Source organism: Achromobacter sp. CF-sbj1-Ac2-l (genome assembly GCF_052698165.1).
Genome location: NZ_CP199855.1, coordinates 2,441,016 through 2,460,466, shown reverse-complemented (window position 1 = coordinate 2,460,466; position 19,451 = coordinate 2,441,016). Strand labels below are relative to the sequence as shown.

Annotated in this window: 13 protein-coding genes; 8 read left to right on the top strand and 5 right to left on the bottom strand. The window is 65.4% G+C overall.

Annotated features, from left to right (window positions below; all coding sequences use genetic code 11):
* Window positions 1-293 precede the first annotated feature (293 nt).
* The 6 genes from ACUDCK_RS11220 (at window position 294) to ACUDCK_RS11195 (ending at window position 8,341) form a co-directional block, all read left to right on the top strand.
* The gene (locus ACUDCK_RS11220; RefSeq protein ID WP_006387507.1) at window positions 294-1,055 is read left to right on the top strand and encodes an RNA polymerase sigma factor FliA; all 762 of its coding nucleotides are present in this window, start codon (window positions 294-296) and stop codon (window positions 1,053-1,055) included.
* A 207-nt stretch (window positions 1,056-1,262) separates the two neighbouring features.
* Window positions 1,263-2,861 carry a class I SAM-dependent methyltransferase gene (locus tag ACUDCK_RS11215; protein ID WP_175167463.1) on the top strand — a complete coding sequence of 533 codons (1,599 nt, stop codon included), beginning with the start codon at window positions 1,263-1,265 and terminating at the stop codon, window positions 2,859-2,861.
* Window positions 2,862-3,053: 192 nt separating this feature from the next.
* Window positions 3,054-4,784, top strand: a complete 1,731-nt coding sequence (locus tag ACUDCK_RS11210) for a flagellin N-terminal helical domain-containing protein (protein ID WP_445659308.1) — start codon at window positions 3,054-3,056, stop codon at window positions 4,782-4,784.
* A 160-nt stretch (window positions 4,785-4,944) separates the two neighbouring features.
* Window positions 4,945-7,014: a hypothetical protein gene (locus tag ACUDCK_RS11205; protein WP_054504148.1), complete on the top strand. Its 2,070-nt coding sequence runs from the start codon at window positions 4,945-4,947 to the stop codon at window positions 7,012-7,014.
* Between the two features lie 147 nt (window positions 7,015-7,161).
* On the top strand, window positions 7,162-8,043 hold the full coding sequence (locus tag ACUDCK_RS11200) for a hypothetical protein (RefSeq protein ID WP_175167465.1): 882 nt from the start codon (window positions 7,162-7,164) through the stop codon (window positions 8,041-8,043).
* A gap of 103 nt (window positions 8,044-8,146) precedes the next feature.
* Entirely contained in the window at window positions 8,147-8,341 is a 195-nt protein-coding gene (locus tag ACUDCK_RS11195; RefSeq protein ID WP_054431993.1) for a putative motility protein, read from the top strand.
* A gap of 62 nt (window positions 8,342-8,403) precedes the next feature.
* On the opposite strand, the gene ACUDCK_RS11190 is transcribed toward ACUDCK_RS11195, so the two are convergent.
* The 5 genes from ACUDCK_RS11190 to aceE all read right to left on the bottom strand — a co-directional run bounded on the left by ACUDCK_RS11190 (window position 8,404) and on the right by aceE (window position 16,605).
* The gene (locus ACUDCK_RS11190) at window positions 8,404-9,312 is read right to left on the bottom strand and encodes a LysR family transcriptional regulator (RefSeq protein ID WP_175167466.1); all 909 of its coding nucleotides are present in this window, start codon (window positions 9,310-9,312) and stop codon (window positions 8,404-8,406) included.
* Window positions 9,313-9,481: 169 nt separating this feature from the next.
* On the bottom strand, window positions 9,482-10,255 hold the full coding sequence (locus tag ACUDCK_RS11185) for an SDR family oxidoreductase (protein ID WP_175167467.1): 774 nt from the start codon (window positions 10,253-10,255) through the stop codon (window positions 9,482-9,484).
* 182 nt (window positions 10,256-10,437) lie between these two features.
* Entirely contained in the window at window positions 10,438-12,210 is a 1,773-nt protein-coding gene (gene lpdA, locus ACUDCK_RS11180; protein WP_175167468.1) for a dihydrolipoyl dehydrogenase, read from the bottom strand.
* A 12-nt stretch (window positions 12,211-12,222) separates the two neighbouring features.
* Window positions 12,223-13,884 carry a dihydrolipoyllysine-residue acetyltransferase gene (aceF, locus tag ACUDCK_RS11175; protein ID WP_175167469.1) on the bottom strand — a complete coding sequence of 554 codons (1,662 nt, stop codon included), beginning with the start codon at window positions 13,882-13,884 and terminating at the stop codon, window positions 12,223-12,225.
* 12 nt (window positions 13,885-13,896) lie between these two features.
* Window positions 13,897-16,605: a pyruvate dehydrogenase (acetyl-transferring), homodimeric type gene (gene aceE / locus ACUDCK_RS11170; RefSeq protein WP_064525520.1), complete on the bottom strand. Its 2,709-nt coding sequence runs from the start codon at window positions 16,603-16,605 to the stop codon at window positions 13,897-13,899.
* A gap of 431 nt (window positions 16,606-17,036) precedes the next feature.
* Between aceE and ACUDCK_RS11165 the strand changes: the two genes are divergently transcribed.
* Together ACUDCK_RS11165 and ACUDCK_RS11160 are read left to right on the top strand one after the other, a co-directional pair.
* Window positions 17,037-18,791, top strand: a complete 1,755-nt coding sequence (locus ACUDCK_RS11165; protein ID WP_020927319.1) for a PAS domain-containing sensor histidine kinase — start codon at window positions 17,037-17,039, stop codon at window positions 18,789-18,791.
* Window positions 18,788-19,414, top strand: coding sequence for a response regulator transcription factor (locus ACUDCK_RS11160; RefSeq protein WP_020927318.1), 627 nt, complete (start codon window positions 18,788-18,790; stop codon window positions 19,412-19,414). Before ACUDCK_RS11165 ends, ACUDCK_RS11160 begins: the two co-directional genes overlap by 4 nt.
* Window positions 19,415-19,451: the final 37 nt, after the last annotated feature.

The following is a 19,451-nucleotide window of genomic DNA, read 5'->3' as shown; positions in this document are numbered from 1 at the left end:
ACAGGTCATGTCATTTTCTATGACTTATATGACAAATCTTTGTTGATATCGCGCAACTTGAGACTTTAGATACACCTTGACATAGAAAGTCCTGACAAATGTACGTCAATTTGGCAAATAAGCATTCAAAACGTTGCGTGCTTTAAGGAATGAAATACCGGCTTTTGCCGACAATGACACCTTTCGATCACAAAATATTGCTAGCTTTAGCGTAGCCGCGCGTTTGTCGACAATGTCGCAAATTGACAACAACCGACAATGCGTCACGATGGACACCGCCTGACACTCCCGCAATGCCCCACGCAGATGACAGCTTGGTCGAATATGCCCCGCTAGTGCGGAAGCTGGCCCTGCAATTGCTCGCCCGGCTGCCGGCCAGCGTCGAACTCGACGACCTGATCCAGGCCGGCATGATCGGCCTCTTGGATGCGGTGCGCCGCTACCAGGAGACCGCCGACGCCCAGTTCGAGACCTACGCCACCACCCGCATCCGCGGCGCCATGCTCGACGAACTGCGTGGCCAGGACTGGCTGCCGCGCAGCGTGCGCGCCAAGGCACGCAAGATCGAACAGGCCATCCAGTCGCTGGAACAGCGACTGATGCGCGCGCCCACGGAAGCCGAGATCGCCCAGCAGATGGAGATCCCGCTGAACGAATATCAGACGCTTCTGCACGACGCGCAGGGTGTGCAGATCGTTCACTACGAGGATTTCGCGACCGAACCCGATACGGGCTCGGGCTCCGGCCAGTCCGACTGGACCGCCACGCTGAACCACGGCGCGGCCAGCGGCAATCCGCTCGATTCCCTGCTGGCCGGCGATTTCCGCCAGGCGCTGATCCACGCCATCGACTCGCTGCCCGACCGCGAGAAGCTGTTGTTGTCGTTGTGCTACGAGCAAGGCCTGAACCTGAAGGAAATCGGCGCGATCATGAACGTGACCGAGGCCCGCGTCTGCCAGTTGCGCTCGCAGGCCACCGCCCGCATCCGCGCCAAGCTGCGCGAACAGGCCTGGCAGGACCTGCCCCAGGAAGGGCAGATCGCGCAGATCATCTGAAGCCGCGCACGTTCGTGCCGATGTGGTCCGCACAAATCCGGGACCAGTCTGTATCGGCCTCCCACCCGACGAAACCCGGGCTCTTTCCGCCCTTTTTCAAGCCTTCCGCATCCACCATCGGCTGATAGGCTGTCGCCTGCACAATGCCTTTGCCTACGCGCGCGACCAAGCGGCCAAAGTTGCGGCCGCCTCGACACGGACTCCAAGATGACCGAACCCGATCTGTTGAACCAGGCGATTTCCAACGCCTACGACGAAACGCCCTATGTTTCAAACGCCATCTCCCATAGCGCGCCAGGCCAACTGCGGGCGGTAGCCCATCTGTTCGGACACGCGGCGCCGCCGCTCGATCAGGCGCGCGTCCTGGAAATCGGATGCGCGGCGGGCGGCAATCTCCTGCCTTTCGCGGCTGCCCACCCCGACGCAAAAATCGTCGGCGTGGACCTATCCTCGGCACAGGTGTCGGAAGGCCGCCAGGTCATCGAGCGGCTCGGGCTGCGCAATATCGAGTTGCTCGCCATGAGCCTGACAGACATCACCCCGGATTTCGGCCAGTTCGACTACATCATCACGCACGGCGTCTACAGTTGGATTCCCGCGGAGGTTCGCGAGGGGCTAATGCGAGTCTGCCGCGAGAATCTGGCGCCGGCCGGCGTAGCGTATATCAGCTACAACACTTATCCCGGTTGGAAAGTCTCGGAGGTGGTGCGCGACGCGCTCGTGCTGGGCACGTTCGGCGCCAGCACCAGCGCAGAAAAGCTGACCAAAGCGCGGGAAATACTCTCCATGCTGGAGCACGGCACAGCTGAATCCAATGCGCAAGCGATTGCGATACGCCACCTTGCCCAACATTTGCGCTCACAACCCAACCATTATCTACAGCACGAGTACCTGGAAGCGGTAAATTCGCCCTGCTACTTCCTGGAGTTCGTTGCCCAGGCACAGCAACACGGCCTGGCCTATCTGGCTGATGCAATGCCGGAAACGTCGATATCGACCAACTACGGCAACCACGTTGCCGCGCACCATCAACAGGTATCGCAAGGGTTCGACCGTGCTGTGCGCGAGCAATTTCTGGATATCGCGATCGGGCGCCAATTCCGACGCAGCCTGCTGGTCCATGCCGAACAAGCGGCCAACGCGCTGGAACAACCCGAAGCCAGCGGATTTGCCGATATGCATTTCACGGCGCTGCTGGACCTGGCGCCCTCCGGCGCCGCGGACGCGCCCCAGGACGAGCACCGTTACCAAGGTCGCACGGGAAAAACCTTGACGACGTCCGATCCCGGCCTCATCGCGCTGGTCGACCGCCTGCGCCTGGCGTGGCCGGCCACCGTTCCTTTTTCCGAATTACGCAGCCTGGTTCGCCCCCATGCCGCCGGACTCAGCGAAGAGGATCTGGACACGACCATCTATGTACACCTGGTGACGCTGCTCAATATGGGCGCCTTGCAGTATCGACTGGAGCCGGCCCCGTACCAGGACAAGATATCCGCCAAGCCCCGGCTCATCCCCGGACTGGCCACCCTGCTTGCGACGCAGCAAACGCAACTGGGGGCGTACAACCTGTGGCACCAGACATTGAATCCGCCCACCGACGAGATCATCAAATTCGTCATGGGCCGGCTGGACGGCAAGCAGACCCTGGTCACGCTGCGCAATCAGTTGCGCACCGCGCTGGCCGCCAACAAGCTGCGGCATCCCAGCGGCCAATCCGTGAAGAACGCGACCAACCTGGACGCGATCGCCCAGGATCTGCTCAAGCAAGTCCTGGCCAATCTGCAAAAAATGGCGGTCCTGCACTGACGATCGAGGCTTCGTCAGGCCCGGCCCCCGAAAAATTTGAGAATTCTTGAGTTTTGCCCTAAAGAACGATCCTGGGGCGCCGTAATCCTGGCAACGGAAGAACTATCGCATCAAAAATGCGTATTCCCGTTACACAGTTGGGCGGCCTAGCTGCCCGGTTTGAAGAAGCCTTTCTCTCTTGGGAGCCTAAACATGGCTGCAGTCATTAACACCAACTACTTGTCGCTGGTTGCCCAGAACAACCTGAACAAGTCCCAGTCCGCCCTGGGTACCGCCATCGAACGCCTGTCGTCGGGCCTGCGCATCAACAGCGCCAAGGACGACGCCGCCGGCATGGCCATTGCCAACCGCTTCACCGCGAACGTCAAGGGCCTGACCCAAGCCGCTCGTAACGCCAACGACGGTATCTCGCTGGCCCAGACGACGGAAGGCGCCGCCTCCGAAGTCAATACCCACCTGCAGCGTGTCCGCGAACTGGCCGTGCAGGCTGGTAACGGCAGCTACTCGCAAGAGCAGCTGGATTCGATGCAAGACGAAATCAACCAGCGTCTGGCCGACATCGACCGCATCTCGCAACAAACCGACTTCAACGGCGTGAAGGTCCTGTCGGGTTCGGCCAAGCCGCTGACCCTGCAAGTCGGCGCCAACGACGGTGAAACCATCACCCTGAACCTGTCGGAAATCAGCGTCAAGACGCTGGGCCTGGACGGCTTCAACGTCAACGGCAAGGGCGTGGTGCAAAACCGCGCCGCCAACGTCAACGACCTGACCGGCCCGAACGTCGCCGCTGGTCCCCTGCCCAACCAGTACGACGTCACCACCAAGAACACCAGCGCTTCGGCCGCTGACGTGCTGGGCAAGCTGAGCGACGGCAACACCGTTGTGGTCGAAGGCGCCACCGCCGCCGACGACGTCACCTACAAGTACGACGCCGCCGCCGGCAACTTCACCTACAACAAGGTGGACACGGGCGCCAACGTCGCCACGGCGATCACGAGCAAGATCGGCTCCACGCCGGCCACCGCCACGTACAAGAACAACACGCAAGAAGTCAGCATCCAGATCGCCTCCGACGGCAAGATCGCCGATGCCAATGGCAATGCGCTGTATTGGGACACCGCCGGCAACCTGTCGACCACCGACAACGGCAGTGCCTGGGCCCAGGCGAACGTGACCAATCTGACGACCTTCATGGGCACCGCCGGCACCCCGGCTGGCGTCGAACTGAGTGTCAACGGCACGACGTACAAGAGCCAAGCGGCCGCTAACATCACGTTCCAGACGACCGCCACCACCGCCGAAGTGCTCAGCAAGATCGACGGCCTGGCCACTGGCAAGTCCGCTACCGTTACCATGGGCTCGGGCGTGCTGGCCGCAACCGTCACGGTGGACGACGCCGGCCTGGTGCAGCAAGGCACCCTGGACCTGTACGTCAACGACAAGCAGGAACTGTCGACGACGTCCAAGACGGTTCAACGCTTCGAATTCGACCAGATCTCGGGCAAGATCCAGGCCATCGCGGGCGGCAACACGTTCACCTCGGCAGGCGCCACCGGCGTGGACCCCAACGCCGACAGCATCGGCAAGCAGCTGTTCGTCAACAGCGCCGGCAAGATGACGTTCGAAACCACCAGCAAGGGCGACAAGACCACCGACCCGCTCAAGACGCTGGACTCCGCCTTCACCAAGCTGGACAAGCTGACGGGCGAACTGGGCGCTGTGCAAAACCGCCTGGAATCGACCATCGCCAACCTGAACAACGTCGTGAACAACCTGTCGTCGGCCCGCTCGCGTATTCAAGACGCGGACTACGCCACGGAAGTGTCGAACATGTCGAAGGCTCAGATCCTGCAACAGGCTGGCACCTCGGTTCTGGCGCAAGCCAACCAAGTGCCGCAAACCGTTCTGTCGCTGCTGCGTTAATCACGCCGCAACGCCTGACGGTTGGGCGAGGCAGGCCGCAAGGCCTGTCCCGCCCGCCTCACGCACCAGGTCCTTCGCACCTGGTCGCACAACAAGCCGGCGCAAGCCGGCTTGTTTGCATTTGTGCCCTCCCATTCTCCCGCCGTCGAGTCCCCTGAACATGCCAGAACCCACACCCCCGCGCGACAACCGCTGGTGGGAGAACTATGCGGTCCGCTATCTGCTTCCGACCTTGACCGGCATGCTGTTCCTGCGCTGGTTGCAGCTGACCACGAAAGGGTTCTTCTCACCGATCCTACCGCCAGCGGGGGACCTGGCCGGGCCGACTCCGTTCAAGGACCTCGGCATGCCGGAATTGCTGGTGTGGGCAGGGGCAGGCTTCGCTTTTGCCTATGTCGCTTCGCTCCCCATCCTGGTGTTCCATGCCACGCGTTCACTGGAAGCCAATGGCCTGCGCAAGCCGCGCCGATTGTCGCCGTCCACGATTACCACGGGGCTGCTCTGCGCGACCATCGCATTGGCCCTGGCCCGGCATTTCTGCGACGGCTGGCCCGGCCTGCCATTCATTGCCTTGCTCATCGCCGGTGCATTCTGCCTGGCGCAGCGCCGTCGCATCAAGGCCGCGTCCTTGGGACGCGTCCCGGTGGTTGAATATGCCCGGGCGCTCGCGCGCAAGCGGGCCGGTGCGAGCGACCCGTCCCAACGCTGGGTCGATGAGTACGTCACTTCTTATCGCCACCTGAGGGAACACGGCAATGCCGCGTTCATCCTCTTGCTGCAGGTCATCCTGTGCACGCTTGTCTACATCTGCCTGACCGCCGTGCCGGGCTACGAGCGGTGGACCTGGGACACGATGCACGAGGGACAATGGATGGCTTTTGCCATCTGCTTTCTCCTGCTGGTGCTCTGGATCGCCCCCGCGGTGAGCGTGCATCAATTGAGCCAGAAGCTCGAAGCGCACCTGACGGCTGGCCGCGGTCCTGGCAGCCCCGAGACCGCCATGGCGCCCGCGCCCCGGCCGTCCGCTCCCCGCCAACCGTCGCAGCACCCCGCCTCCCCTGTCGCGCAGCCGTCCGCCGCCTCGCCCGCCCCTGCCCGGGCAACAACGCCACGCCTGCTGGCACGCATGCTCAAGACCGTATCGCAATGCTCGCCGTGGCTGCTGCCGCTGGCCTTCTGCCCGCCCATCCTGTTGCTCTGGTTCCACCTGCAGAATCTGCATTACCCGGCCCTGCTGATGTCCGCGATCAGCAGCACGGCAGGCCTGGGCGCCTTGCTGCTCCTGGGCGGACTGGTGTGGCTGTTATGGCTGTTGAGCCTGGCGTTCCCTTCGCTGCTGGTCGCCGCGAGCGCATCGCTGTACCAACCGGGCGGCGTTCCCGTCCGGCTGGTGTATGCCTGGATCGGGGTATGCCTGTGCGCGGCGGGAGGAAGTTTCGCCGCGATCCAGCTGACGGCGACCCTGCCAGGCTGGGCCTTCCATCTGATCTACGCCACACTGGCCCTGCCCGTCGGACTGGCCGCCTGGAGCCGTCCTCCCACCCCGCTCATCCCGCCCCGCAATGACAGCGTCCGGCGCGTTCAGGCGGTTCTTTCCGGTGGGTGGTTTTTTCTGATTGCGCTGCTGGCGCTTTACCTGCTGTTGCTGCCCCTGTATCTGGTGAGCCGGGCGTACGCGAAAGAACCCGACAGCCTGTACCTTGTCACGGGCGTGGTCGGCTTTTCCTTTCTGGGCGCCTTGTTGCCCGGCATTGCATTCGCCTGGCGTTGCAGGCGGGACGCACACGGCGGCCGCAAACCGATGTCGGCCAGCGGATTCGCCGTCCTGTTGCTGATCCCGCCTCTGCTTTCGACCCTGTATCTCTCCGCCATTCACAAGCAGCTCAGCTATCTGACGCTGACGGCCGCCGGAATCGTCGACAAGGGCGGATCGGACGCTCGGCCCAAGCTCTTGCGCCTGCCGGACAATTGGCGTGAACACGACCGGCAACTGACTGCCGGCTTTCCACCGTTGACGCAATGTGCCGCGACGGAGGCCGCCGCACCAGAGAAGTCCGCCTGGCTGTGCGGTTACACGAACTTCGCGTTCGGCAATACGCAATTGATCTGCGACAAGTCCTATGCCGACGACCGGGGAGGCTATGTGAGTGAGGCATTGACCTGCCTCGTGTTCGCCGGCAACCAGGTCGTCAATCTGGTGAAACTACCCAAGCCCGGACTGCGCCGCTGAAGGCTGCATTCCTCCGGGTGAAGGGCTCGCCTTGCCTGATCAAGCGGGTGTGGAAGGTGGCTTTTTGCCACCTTCTCGCTTTTTTGAGACCCACAACGCCCCCTCATAATTGCCGTCGCACGTTTTTGTATCTATATTTTTCGTAACATGACCACCACGCCTCCCGATCCACTCGCTACGCGGCATGACGGCACCACGGATCCAGACGACCAGGCGCCGGTGGATCCGCACACCCAGCGCCTGCGCGACGAGAACCGCGCCTTGCGCGAGCTGCTGGCGGCGCAGGTGCAGGCCTCGATCCCGCGGCCCAGCCTGTTCAAGCGGCTGGGCTGGGCGCTGATCAGCGCGCCCGGCGCCGCCCTGGTGCGCTGGCGCAGCCTGATCGGCCGCGAGGACGCCACCCCGATCACCGGCAAGCGCGTGGGCTACGCCACCCTGACCGTCCTCTACACGCTGGCGATCTATGGCGCGCTGGTGTTGCTGGTGGTGTCGTGGAGCACGCCGAATGCCGCGCGCACCGGCGTGAACGCCGCCGGGCCGGTGCGGGTGCCGCTCGATGCGCCGCCGAGCGCGGGCCAGGAACCGGCGAGCCCCGCCGCCGCCCCGACCGACCGGCACAGCGGCGACGGCGCCGCCACGCCCCCCAAAGAAACCGAGCCGCCGCCCTCCCCGGAACAGGCGCCGCACGGCGCGCCCCAGGAGGACGCCCCGGAAACGACCGCGCCGGAGGCCCCCACCGACGGTCCGGTCGCGCGCCCCGCCAGCGCCGCTGGCGGCAATGCCATGCCGGCCGCGGCCCGCGACCCCGCGCCGGCGGCCGCGCCCGGCGCGCCCAAGCCGACGCTGCGGATCACCGAGATTCCCGCCGAGAATCCGCTGGCCTGGCTCGACAGCCTGAAAACCGAGCTGGCGCGCTGCGCCACCCTGGGCTTTTTCGACCGCCCCGATTGCGCCTGGGCCGCGCGCAAGCAATATTGCGGCCCCAACCAGGGTTGGGGTGCGGTCAAGGAATGCCCGCCGCAGCCTTGACGCCGACGCCGACGCCGGAAAATTCTGCCGCGATGCCGCAAACTTTGCGATAATCGCTGAACCCCGGGCTTCGGCCCGGACAGCCTTCCACAGGACACCCGCCATGGATCTTTCCATCAGCAACACCGTGAACACCGGCCTGGCCATGCGCGACGCGCAACTGATGCAGGAAGTCCAGGCCCGCGTCACCAAGAAGGCCATCAACGCCCAGGCCGACACCGTCGCCACGCTGATGCAGTCGCTGCCGGTGGTCGCCATCGACGGCAAGATCGGCACCCGCATCAATACCCAGGCGTAACCGCCCCGGCGCGCGCGGCCGCGCCTCTCCCTTCCGCTTTTTCCCGTCTTCGCCAGAGGCCGTCAGGCCTCCAGGTGCCCGCGCATCAATTCCTCGAACCATTCCAGAAAGACCGCCAGCCGGCGTGAACGCTGCCGCCGGTGCGGATAGAGCAGCGTCACCGGCATGGGCGCGGCGCGATGCGCCGGCATGACTTCCACCAGTTCGCCGGCATCCAGCAGGCCCTGCACGTCGAAGCGCGGAATCTGGATCAGCCCGAGGCCCGCCAGGCAGCAGGCGATATAGCTTTCAGCGTTGTTCACCACTACCCGACTGGGCACCGCGAGGACCTGGCGGCCGCCATCGCCGTGCGCCACCTCCCAGGGCAGTTCGCGGCCCGTGGTCGGCGAGGCGTAGCCCACCATCCAGTGCTCCGCTGGTAGCGCGTCCGGCGCCCGCGGCACGCCCTGCTCGCGCAGGTAGGCGGGGCTGGCGCAGTTGATCAGGGCGATGCTGCCCAATGGCCGTGACACCAGGCTGCTGTCATGCAGCGCGCCGATGCGCACCGCGCAATCGACGCCTTCCTGGATCAGGTCGATGGCGCGGTCGCTCGAACCCAACGCCAGTTGCAGCCGGGGATGGCGCCGCAGCAGGCCCGGCAAGGCGGGCGCCACCAGGCGGCGCGCAATGCGGCTGGGCACGTCGACGTTGAGCCGTCCGGACACCTGGCGCTGGCTCTGCTGGAACAGATGGTCGATATCCTCGACCTCGGCCAGCAGGGGCCGCACCCGTTCCAGCAACTGGGCGCCATCGGCGGTCAGGCGCACCTGGCGTGTGGTCCGGTGCAGCAGCCGCGCGCCCAACTGGGCCTCGAGCTGCTGCACGGCGGCCGAGACCGAGGCGCGCGGCAGCTCCAGCGCGTTGGCCGCCTTGATGAAGCTGCCCATCTCCGCCACCTGCGCGAAGACGCGGTACTGTTCGAATCTGTCCATGCTCCCCCGGGAGTCCCCCAGCGCCGGCGGCACGACGCCGCCCGTGACAGCATAGCCGGTTCGCGGGACATCGCAGACACCGGAAATGGCGCTCCCGCCGGACAGGCCCGGCCGGATCCACGCGGCCTCGGATCGCAGGGGCCGGGCGGGCCCAGGGCGGCCGGGCCGCTTACTTGGTGGTGTAGCCGCCGTTGATCAGGATGGTCTGGCCGGTGATCCACCAGCCATCGCTGACCAGGTGGCGGATGAACGGCACCACGTCCTCGATGTCGGTCAGGCCGGTCTTGGAGAACGGCGACAGCGCGGCGGCGGTCTTGTGGTACGCCACGGCATCGGCGCCTTCGGCCGGATAGAAGAACGGCGTGTCCATCGGGCCGGGGCCGACGGCCGTCACCGAGATGCCGCGCGCGCCGAATTCCTTGGCGGCCGCGCGCGTGTAGTGCTCGACCGGCGCCTTGGCGCCGGCATAGGCGGCGTAGAACGGCGTGAACGCGCCCAGCAGCGAGGTCACCAGGGTGCAGACCTTGCCGTTGTCGTTGACGTGGCGGCCGGCCTCTTTCAGAAAGAAGAACGCCGACTTGGCGTTGACCGCGCTCATCTCGTCGTATTCGGCTTCGCTGATTTCGGTCAGCGGCTTCTTGAGCACCTTGCCGACGGTGTTGATGGCGATGTCGGGCCGGCCCACCGCCGCGACCGCGTCGGCGAACAGTTTCTCGACGGCGCCGGCCGTGGTCAGGTCGGCCTGGAATGCGACGCCCCTGGCGCCGGCGGCCTGGATCGCGGCCACGGTGGCGTCGGCGTCGGCCTTGGACGCCGCGCTGTTGTAGTGGATGGCGACGGCCTTGGCGCCCTGTTGCGCCAGGTCACGCGCGATCAGGCCGCCCAGGTTCTTGGCCCCGCCGGCGATCAGGACGACTTTGCCCTTGATGGAATGGTCTGCCATGGAAAATCTCCCGCATGTGTGTCGATGGAGATTCGATTCTAGGCAGCGGCGCGACCGGGATCAGCCGGGCATGGCCGGATGGATTATCCAGAAAAACGTCCCAATGAAAAACAGCCCGAAGGCCGGGAGGCGCTTCGGGCTGCGGTGCCTGCGTCCGGATGCAAGATCCGGCCAGCCAGGGTTTACTTCTTCTTCATCGGCGGCAGGTCGGTGCACACGCCTTCGGCCACTTCGGCCGCCATGCCCACCGATTCGCCCAGGGTCGGGTGCGGGTGGATGGTCTTGGCGATGTCGATGACGTCCGCGCCCATTTCCACGGCCAGCGCCACTTCGCTGATCAGGTCGCCGGCGTGGGTGCCGACGATGCCGCCGCCCAGGATGCGGTGCGACTCGGCGTCGAACAGCAGCTTGGTGAAGCCTTCGTCGCGGCCGTTGGCGATGGCGCGGCCGGAAGCGGCCCACGGGAACACGCCCTTCTCGACCTTGATGCCCTGCTTCTTGGCCTCGTCTTCGGTCAGGCCGACCCACGCCACTTCCGGATCGGTGTAGGCCACCGACGGAATCACGCGGGCGTCGAAGAACGACTTCTGGCCGGCGGCGGCTTCGGCCGCCACGTGGCCTTCATGCACCGCCTTGTGCGCCAGCATCGGCTGGCCGACGATATCGCCGATGGCGAAGATGTGCGGCACGTTGGTGCGCATCTGGCGATCGACCTCGATGAAGCCGCGGTCGGTCACGGCCACGCCCGCCTTGTCGGCGCCGATCTTCTTGCCGTTGGGGCTGCGGCCCACGGCCTGGAGCACCAGGTCGTAGCGCTGCGGTTCCTTCGGCGCGCCCTCGCCCTCGAAGGTGACGTAGATGCCGTCTTTCCGGGCTTCCGCGCCGACCGTCTTGGTCTTGAGCATGATGTTGTCGAAGCGGCCGGCGTTCTTCTTCTGCCAGACCTTGACCAGGTCGCGGTCGGCGCCCTGCATCAGGCCGTCCAGCATTTCCACCACGTCCAGGCGCGCGCCCAGCGTGGAGTACACCGTGCCCATTTCCAGGCCGATGATGCCGCCGCCGATGATCAGCATCTTCTTGGGGATTTCACGCAGCAGCAAGGCGCCGGTGGAATCGACGATGCGCTCGTCCTGCGGCAGGAACGGCAGCTTCACCGACTGGCTGCCGGCGGCGATGATGGCCTGCTTGAAGCGGATGGTCTGCGACTTGCCGTCGGCGCCCTTGACCGCCAGGTGGTTGGCATCGGCGAATTCGCCCACGCCCGTCACCACGGTCACCTTGCGCGCCTTGGCCATGCCGGCCAGGCCGCCGGTCAGCTTGGCGACCACGCTGTCCTTGTAGCCGCGCAGCTTGTCCAGGTCGATCTTGGGTTCGCCGAAGCTGATGCCGTGGGCGGCCAGCTCGCGCGCCTCGTCGATGATGGCGGCGTTGTGCAGCAGCGCCTTGGACGGGATGCAGCCCACGTTCAGGCAGACACCGCCCAGCGTGGCGTAGCGTTCGACCAGCACCACGGACAGGCCGAGGTCGGCGGCGCGGAAGGCGGCCGAATAGCCGCCGGGGCCCGCGCCCAGCACCAGCATGTCGTACTCGGCGTCGGCCGAGCCCTTGAAGGTCGCGGCGGCGGGGGCCGCGGCGGCCGGCTTGGCGTCGGCCTTGGGGGCCTCGGCCTGCGGCGCGTCGGCCTTGGGCACTTGCTTGGCGGCCGGGGCGGCCTCGGTCGCCTCGACTTCCAGCACCACCGAGCCTTCGGCGACCTTGTCGCCGACCTTGACGCTGATGGACTTGACCACGCCGCCCGTGGAGGCGGGGATTTCCATCGAGGCCTTGTCGGACTCGACCGTAATCAGGCTCTGCTCGGCCTTGATGGTATCGCCCACGGCGACCAGCACTTCGATGACTTCGACTTCCTTGAAGTCACCGATGTCCGGCACTTTGATTTGAACGGTATTGCTCATAGGGCTCCCCGTTTACAGCGCGATGCGGCGGAAGTCGGCCAGCAAGGCGCCCAGATAGGCGTTGAAGCGGGCAGCGGCGGCGCCGTCGATGACGCGGTGGTCATAGGACAGCGACAGCGGCACGATCAGGCGCGGCACGAACTGCTTGCCGTCCCAGACCGGCTTGTGCGACGAACGCGACACGCCCAGGATGGCCACTTCGGGCGCATTGATGATGGGCGTGAACGAGGTGCCGCCGATACCGCCCAGCGAGGAGATCGAGAAGCAGCCGCCCTGCATGTCGGCCGGCGAGATCTTGCCTTCGCGCGCCTTCTTGGACAGGTCGGTCATTTCCTGGGCGATCTGCAGGATGCCCTTCTTGTCGGCATCGCGGATCACCGGCACCACCAGCCCGTTGGGCGTGTCGGCGGCGAAGCCGATGTGGTAGTACTGCTTGAGCACCAGGTTGTCGCCATCCAGCGAGGCGTTGAACTCGGGGAACTTCTTCAGGGCCGCGACCACGGCCTTGATCAGGAAGGCCAGCATCGTGACCTTGATGCCCGACTTCTCGTTTTCCTTGTTCAGCGTGACGCGCAGCGCTTCCAGGTCGGTGATGTCCGCTTCGTCGTTGTTGGTGACGTGCGGGATCATGACCCAGTTGCGGTGCAGGTTCGCGCCGGAGATCTTCTTGATGCGCGACAGCGGCTTGGCTTCGACCGGGCCGAACTTGGTGAAGTCGACCTTGGGCCACGGCAGCAGGCCCAGCGCGGCGCCATCGGCCGAGCCACCGGCGGCGGCCACCGGGCCGGCGGCCAGCGCCTGCTTGACGAAACCGCGCACGTCGTCGGCGGTGATGCGGTCCTTGGGACCGGTGCCCTTGACCTTGCTCAGGTTCACGCCCAGTTCGCGGGCGAACTTGCGCACCGACGGCGAGGCGTGCGGCAGTTGGCCGGGCTTGAGGTTGGCGTCTTCCAGCGCGGCGGCGGGAGCCGGACGCGAGCCGGCGGCGGGCGTGGCCGGGGCGGCGGGCGCTTCCGCCTTGGCGGCCGGGGCTTCCGACTTGGCCGGCGCGGCCTCGGCCTTGGCGGCCGGCGCGGCGGCGGCGGGCGCGCTGCCCTCCACCACGACCACGACCGAGCCCTTGGCGACCTTGTCGCCGACCTTGACCTTCACTTCCTTGACCACCCCGCCCTGCGAGGCCGGGATCTCCATCGAGGCCTTGTCGGACTCGACGGTGATCAGGCTCTGCTCGGCCTTGATGGTGTCGCCGACGGCGACCATGACTTCGATGACTTCCACTTCCTTGAAGTCGCCGATGTCCGGCACTTCGATCTCGACCGGACCGCCGCTGGCGGCCGGCGCGGCGGCCTCGGCCTTGGCGGCGGGCGCGGCGGCGGCAGCCTGCTTCGGGGCTTCGGCCTTGGGCGCTTCCTTGGCGGCCGGGGCGGCGGCATCGGCCGCTTCGACCTCCAGCACCACCGAACCTTCAGCGACCTTGTCGCCGACCTTGACGCTGATGGACTTGACCACGCCCCCGGTGGAGGCGGGAATTTCCATCGAGGCCTTGTCGGACTCGACGGTAATCAGGCTCTGCTCGGCCTTGATCGTGTCGCCCACCGCCACCAGCACTTCAATGACTTCCACTTCCTTGAAGTCGCCGATGTCGGGAACCTTGATTTGCACGACGTTGCTCATGTCTCTTTACCCTCAGGCGTATTGCGGGTTGGCTTTGTTCGGGTTGATGCCGTACTTCTTGATGGCTTCGGCCACCTTGGCAACCGGCACCTTGCCTTCGTCGGCCAGCGCGCGCAGCGCGGCGACCACGACGAAGTGGCGGTCCACTTCGAAGTGCTCACGCAGCTTGGCGCGGAAATCCGAACGGCCGAAACCGTCGGTGCCCAGCACCTTGTATTCGCGGCCCTTGGGCACGAACGGACGGATCTGGTCCGCAAACAGCTTCATGTAGTCGGTCGAGGCGATGATCGGGCCTTCCGTCTTGGCGAGCTGTTCCGTGACGTAGGCCACCTGCGGCTTCTTCTCGTCGGGGTGCAGCATGTTGTGGCGCTCGGCGTCCAGGCCGTTGCGGCGCAGTTCGGTGAAGCTGGTGACGCTCCACAGGTCCGAGGCCACGCCCCAGTCGGCTTCCAGCAGTTCCTGGGCGGCCATGACTTCGCGCAGGATCGTGCCCGAGCCCATCAGTTGCACGCGGTTCTTGCCCTTGCCGTGCGACTTGAGCTTGTACATGCCCTTGATGATGCCTTCCTCGTCGCCGGCGGTCAGGCCAGGCTGCGGGTAGTTTTCGTTCATCACCGTCAGGTAGTAGTAGACGTTTTCCTGGTCTTCCACCATGCGCTTGAGGCCATGCTGGATGATCACGGCCAGTTCGTGGCCGAAGGTCGGGTCGTACGAGACGCAGTTGGGGATGGTCGAGGCCAGGATGTGGCTGTGGCCGTCTTCGTGCTGCAGGCCTTCGCCGTTGAGCGTGGTGCGCCCGGCGGTGCCGCCCAAGAGGAAGCCGCGCGCCTGCATGTCGCCGGCGGCCCAGGCCAGGTCGCCGATGCGCTGGAACCCGAACATCGAGTAGTAGATGAAGAACGGGATCATGATGCGGTTGTTCGAGGAGTACGACGTGGCCGCCGCGATCCACGAGCTCATCGCGCCCGCTTCGTTGATGCCTTCCTGCAGGAGCTGACCGTCGGCCGCTTCCTTGTAGTACATGACCTGGTCCTTGTCGACCGGCACGTACTTCTGGCCTTCCGGCGCGTAGATGCCGATCTGGCGGAACAGGCCTTCCATGCCGAAGGTGCGCGATTCGTCGGCCAGGATCGGCACGACGCGCGGACCCAGTTCCTTGTCGCGCAGCACCTGGTTCAGGATGCGCACGAAGGCTTGCGTGGTGGAGATCTCACGGCCTTCGGCGGTGGGTTCCAGCACGGCCTTGAAGGCGTCCAGGGCCGGGGCCTTGAGCTGCTCGTCGGCCTTGGCGCGGCGGCGCGGCAGGTAGCCGCCCAGCGCGGCGCGGCGCTCGTGCAGGTACTTCATTTCGGGCGAGTCTTCCGCCGGCTTGAAGTACGGCAGGTCGGCCAGCTTGTCGTCCGGGATGGGGATGCCGAAGCGGTCGCGGAATTCGCGGATCGAGTCCAGTTCCAGCTTCTTCTGCTGGTGGGTCGGGTTCTTGGCCTGGCCCACGTGGCCCATGCCGTAGCCCTTGATGGTCTTGGCCAGGATGACGGTCGGCTGGCCTTCATGCTTGGAGGCGGCGTCGAACGCGGCGTAGACCTTGTGCGGATCGTGGCCGCCACGATTCAGGCGCCAGATGTCCTCGTCGCTCATGCGCGAGACGGCTTCCAGCAGCTTGGGGTGCTTGCCGAAGAAATGCTCGCGCACGAACTTGCCGTCGTTGGCCTTGTACGCCTGGTACTCGCCGTCGACGGTTTCTTCCATGATCTTGCGCAGGATGCCTTCCTTGTCGTGCGCCAGCAGCGGATCCCAATAGCCGCCCCAGATCAGCTTGATCACGTTCCAGCCCGAACCGCGGAAGTCGCCTTCCAGTTCCTGGATGATCTTGCCGTTGCCGCGCACCGGACCGTCCAGGCGCTGCAGGTTGCAGTTGATGACGAAGATCAGGTTGTCGAGCTTTTCACGGGCCGCCAGGGCGATGGCGCCGAGCGACTCGGGTTCGTCCATTTCGCCGTCGCCGCAGAACACCCAGACCTTGCGCTTGCTGGTGTCGGCGATGCCGCGGGCGTGCAGGTACTTGAGGAAGCGGGCCTGGTAGATGGCCATCAGCGGACCCAGGCCCATCGACACGGTGGGGAACTGCCAGAAGTCCGGCATCAGCTTCGGATGCGGGTACGAGGACAGGCCCTTGCCGTCCACTTCCTGGCGGAAGTGGTTCAGTTGTTCTTCGGTCAGGCGGCCTTCGAGGTAGGCGCGGCCGTACATGCCGGGCGAAGTGTGGCCCTGGAAGTAGACCAGGTCGCCGCCGTGGTCTTCGGTTTCGGCATGCCAGAAGTGGTTCTGGCCGCAACCGATCATGGTGGCCAGCGAGGCGAACGAGGCGATGTGGCCGCCCAGGTCGCCGCCGTCCGGCGGGTTGTGCTTGTTGGCCTTGACCACCATGGCCATGGCGTTCCAGCGCACGTACGAGCGGATGCGCGATTCCAGTTCCAGGTTGCCCGGATGCGCCGGCTCCAGGCCGGGCGGGATCGTGTTGACGTAAGCGGTGTTGGGCGAGAACGGGATGTGGGCGCCGGAACGACGGGCTTCGTCGATCAGGCGTTCCAGCAGGTAGTGCGCGCGCTGCGGTCCTTCGCGATCAAGGACTGCCGCCAGGGCTTCGAGCCACTCCTGGGTTTCTAGGGTGTCTTCGTCGTTGGCAGCCTGCACGGCGCCAGCCTGGGCGAAAGAGGACATCGTGTGTCTCCTGTTGGGGTTCGTTCGTGACCGCACCCGCTTATTTATCTACTCGCGGACACGCCATGGTAGTCGGGATCATCCGGGCTACCATGCCATGCATGGGTCGGGGTGTTGTGCTAGAGACCAGCTACTCGGGAGCGGTTTCCCTATCAGCCGGCATTCTAAGAAAGAAGATTAACCGGTCGCAAGGAAAATTTCATGTTGCGGTACGGCATTTCATAATGCGAAAATATGAATGGAAGCTGAAAAGGATGGAAGGCACTTTTTTAGCCCATCTCCCTTCTGAAGGGCTTGATTCCCGGCAATTCCCGCCGACACGCACTAAAATGCCCCCCACGCCGCGCCTTCGGCTTGCTGCCCCGCGGGGGCGTTTTCATCTTGAGGCGGCCCGGCGATGAAAAATGCCCGGCCTATCCGGCCCAAATTACATGTCCAGCGCGCCCAAGTCCAATATACCCACGCCGTTCCACGACCACGCCCGCACGCGCCGCCGCGGGGTGTACTGGGTCACGCCCGCGATGGTGCTGATCCTCTATATCTGTGTGATGGGGGTGTTCTTCTGGTTGCAGCGCATCCATGACGACAGCGTCATGTTCGTGACCATCGACCAGGAAATGCGGCAGCAGCGCCTGATCTGGGTCGTGCTGGCGCTGTCGTGCGTGATCGTCATCAGCCTGCTGATGCTGTGGCGCTATACGCGCTTCCGTTCCGCCGCCGAGGCCGCCCTCATCGCCGAGACCGGTTTCCGCCGCGCCATGGAGAACTCCATGTCCACCGGCATGCGCGTGCTGGACATGGAAGGCCGCATCGCCTACGTCAATCCGGCCTTCTGCCGCATGATCGGCTGGAACGAGGCCGACCTGATCGGCCGCAGCCCGCCCTTCCCCTACTGGGTGCCGGGCCGCCATGAACAGCACCAGCACACCCTGGACGTGCTGATGTCCGGCAAGACGCCCAGCAGCGGCCTGGAAGTCGAGGCCCAGCGCCGCGACGGCTCGCGCTTCACGGCGCGCATGTACGTGTCGCCGCTGCTCGACCCCAACGGCAACCAGATCGGCTGGATGACGTCGATGACCGACATCACCGAGCCCAAGCGCATCCGCGAGGCCCTGACCGCCGCGCACGAGCGCTTCATGACGGTGCTCGAAGGCCTGGACGACGCCATCTCGGTCACCGCCGACACCCACGACGGCCTGGAGCTGCTGTTCGCCAACCGCACCTACCGCCGCGTGTTCGGCGCCCAGACCGGCGGCCACGACGAGCTGCTGGCGGGCCGCCGCGGCCGCTTCACGGATGAATCCGTGGAAGTCTTCGCGCCTTCGGTGCAGCGCTGGTTCGAAGTGCACCACCGCATGCTGGCCTGGACCGACGGCCGCCGCGTGCGCATGCAAGTGGCGCGCGACATCACCGAACGCCGCACCCACGAAGAGGCCTCGCGCGTGCAGCAGGAAAAGATCCAGCTCACCAGCCGCCTGACCACCATGGGCGAGATGGCCTCGTCGCTGGCGCACGAACTGAACCAGCCGCTGACCGCCATCGCCAACTACAGCATGGGCGCGGTGGCGCTGGTCAAGGCCGGCCACACCAGCCCCAACATGCTGCTGCCGGCGCTGGAAAAAGCCGCCTCGCAGGCCGAGCGCGCCGGCAAGATCATCAGCCGCATCCGCGAATTCGTGAAGCGCAGCGAGCCGCGCCGCCAGCGCGTGGCGATCGGCCGCATCGTCGACAACGCCATCGGTTTTGCCGAGATCGACGCCCGCAAGCGCCGCATCCGCATCGACAGCTTCGTGCCGTCGAACGCCCCGGACGTGCTGGCCGACCCGATCCTGATCGAACAGGTGCTGCTGAACCTGCTCAAGAACGGCCTGGAAGCCATGGAAAAGAGCGAGTCCGACGAGCTCAAGGTGGCCGTGATCCTGCACGAGCAGCACATCGAGGTCGCGGTGGTCGACCGCGGCCATGGCCTGGCCGAGCCGGAACGCCTGTTCGAGCCCTTCTTCAGCACCAAGACCCAGGGTCTGGGCATGGGACTGAATATCTGCCGTACCATTATCGAATCGCACCACGGCCGCCTGTGGGCGGACCCGAATCCCGCCGGCGGTACTATTTTCCGCTTTACCCTGCCCTGCGCTGCGTCTCAGACGCAGGCCCAGAATGATCAGTCCGAGGAGTTGCACGCATGAACACGCCCCACCTGTCGAGCACGGTATTCATTGTTGACGACGACGAAGCGGTCCGCGATTCGCTGCGCTGGCTGCTGGAGGCCAATGGCTACCGGGTTCGCGCCTACGCCAGCGGCGAGTCGTTCCTGGAAGACTATGACCCCAGCCAGATCGGCGTGCTGATCGCCGACGTGCGCATGCCCGGCATGAGCGGCCTGGAGCTGCAGGAACAACTGATCGCCCGCAACGCCCCCCTGCCCATCGTCTTCATCACCGGCCACGGCGACGTGCCGATGGCCGTGTCGACCATGAAGAAGGGGGCCGTCGACTTCCTCGAGAAGCCGTTCAACGAATCCGATCTGCGCGAAATCGTGGCGCGCATGCTGGAGCAGGCCACGCAGCGCGTGAGCAAGCACCAGGCCCAGAAAGACCACGAAGCCATGCTGGCGCGCCTGACCGCGCGCGAGCAGCAGGTGCTGGAGCGCATCGTCGCCGGCCGCTTGAACAAGCAGATCGCCGACGACCTCGGCATCAGCATCAAGACCGTCGAGGCGCACCGCGCCAACATCATGGAAAAACTTGAAGTGACCACTGTTGCCGACCTGATGAAAGTGGCCCTGGCCAAACCGGAGGCGCATGCATGAGCCGCCGGGCCGTTCCCAAGGCGAATACCGTAGCGCA

Bases quoted from the DNA above. Each gene is read 5' to 3' on its own strand.
- ACUDCK_RS11210 (WP_445659308.1), top strand. From the start codon at position 3,054: ATGGCTGCAGTCATTAACACCAACTACTTGTCGCTGGTTGCCCAGAAC.
- aceE (WP_064525520.1), bottom strand. From the start codon at position 16,605: ATGTCCTCTTTCGCCCAGGCTGGCGCCGTGCAGGCTGCCAACGACGAA.
- ACUDCK_RS11205 (WP_054504148.1), top strand. From the start codon at position 4,945: ATGCCAGAACCCACACCCCCGCGCGACAACCGCTGGTGGGAGAACTAT.
- ACUDCK_RS11160 (WP_020927318.1), top strand. From the start codon at position 18,788: ATGAACACGCCCCACCTGTCGAGCACGGTATTCATTGTTGACGACGAC.
- aceF (WP_175167469.1), bottom strand. From the start codon at position 13,884: ATGAGCAACGTCGTGCAAATCAAGGTTCCCGACATCGGCGACTTCAAG.
- lpdA (WP_175167468.1), bottom strand. From the start codon at position 12,210: ATGAGCAATACCGTTCAAATCAAAGTGCCGGACATCGGTGACTTCAAG.
- ACUDCK_RS11195 (WP_054431993.1), top strand. From the start codon at position 8,147: ATGGATCTTTCCATCAGCAACACCGTGAACACCGGCCTGGCCATGCGC.
- ACUDCK_RS11165 (WP_020927319.1), top strand. From the start codon at position 17,037: ATGTCCAGCGCGCCCAAGTCCAATATACCCACGCCGTTCCACGACCAC.
- ACUDCK_RS11215 (WP_175167463.1), top strand. From the start codon at position 1,263: ATGACCGAACCCGATCTGTTGAACCAGGCGATTTCCAACGCCTACGAC.
- ACUDCK_RS11190 (WP_175167466.1), bottom strand. From the start codon at position 9,312: ATGGACAGATTCGAACAGTACCGCGTCTTCGCGCAGGTGGCGGAGATG.
- ACUDCK_RS11220 (WP_006387507.1), top strand. From the start codon at position 294: ATGCCCCACGCAGATGACAGCTTGGTCGAATATGCCCCGCTAGTGCGG.
- ACUDCK_RS11200 (WP_175167465.1), top strand. From the start codon at position 7,162: ATGACCACCACGCCTCCCGATCCACTCGCTACGCGGCATGACGGCACC.
- ACUDCK_RS11185 (WP_175167467.1), bottom strand. From the start codon at position 10,255: ATGGCAGACCATTCCATCAAGGGCAAAGTCGTCCTGATCGCCGGCGGG.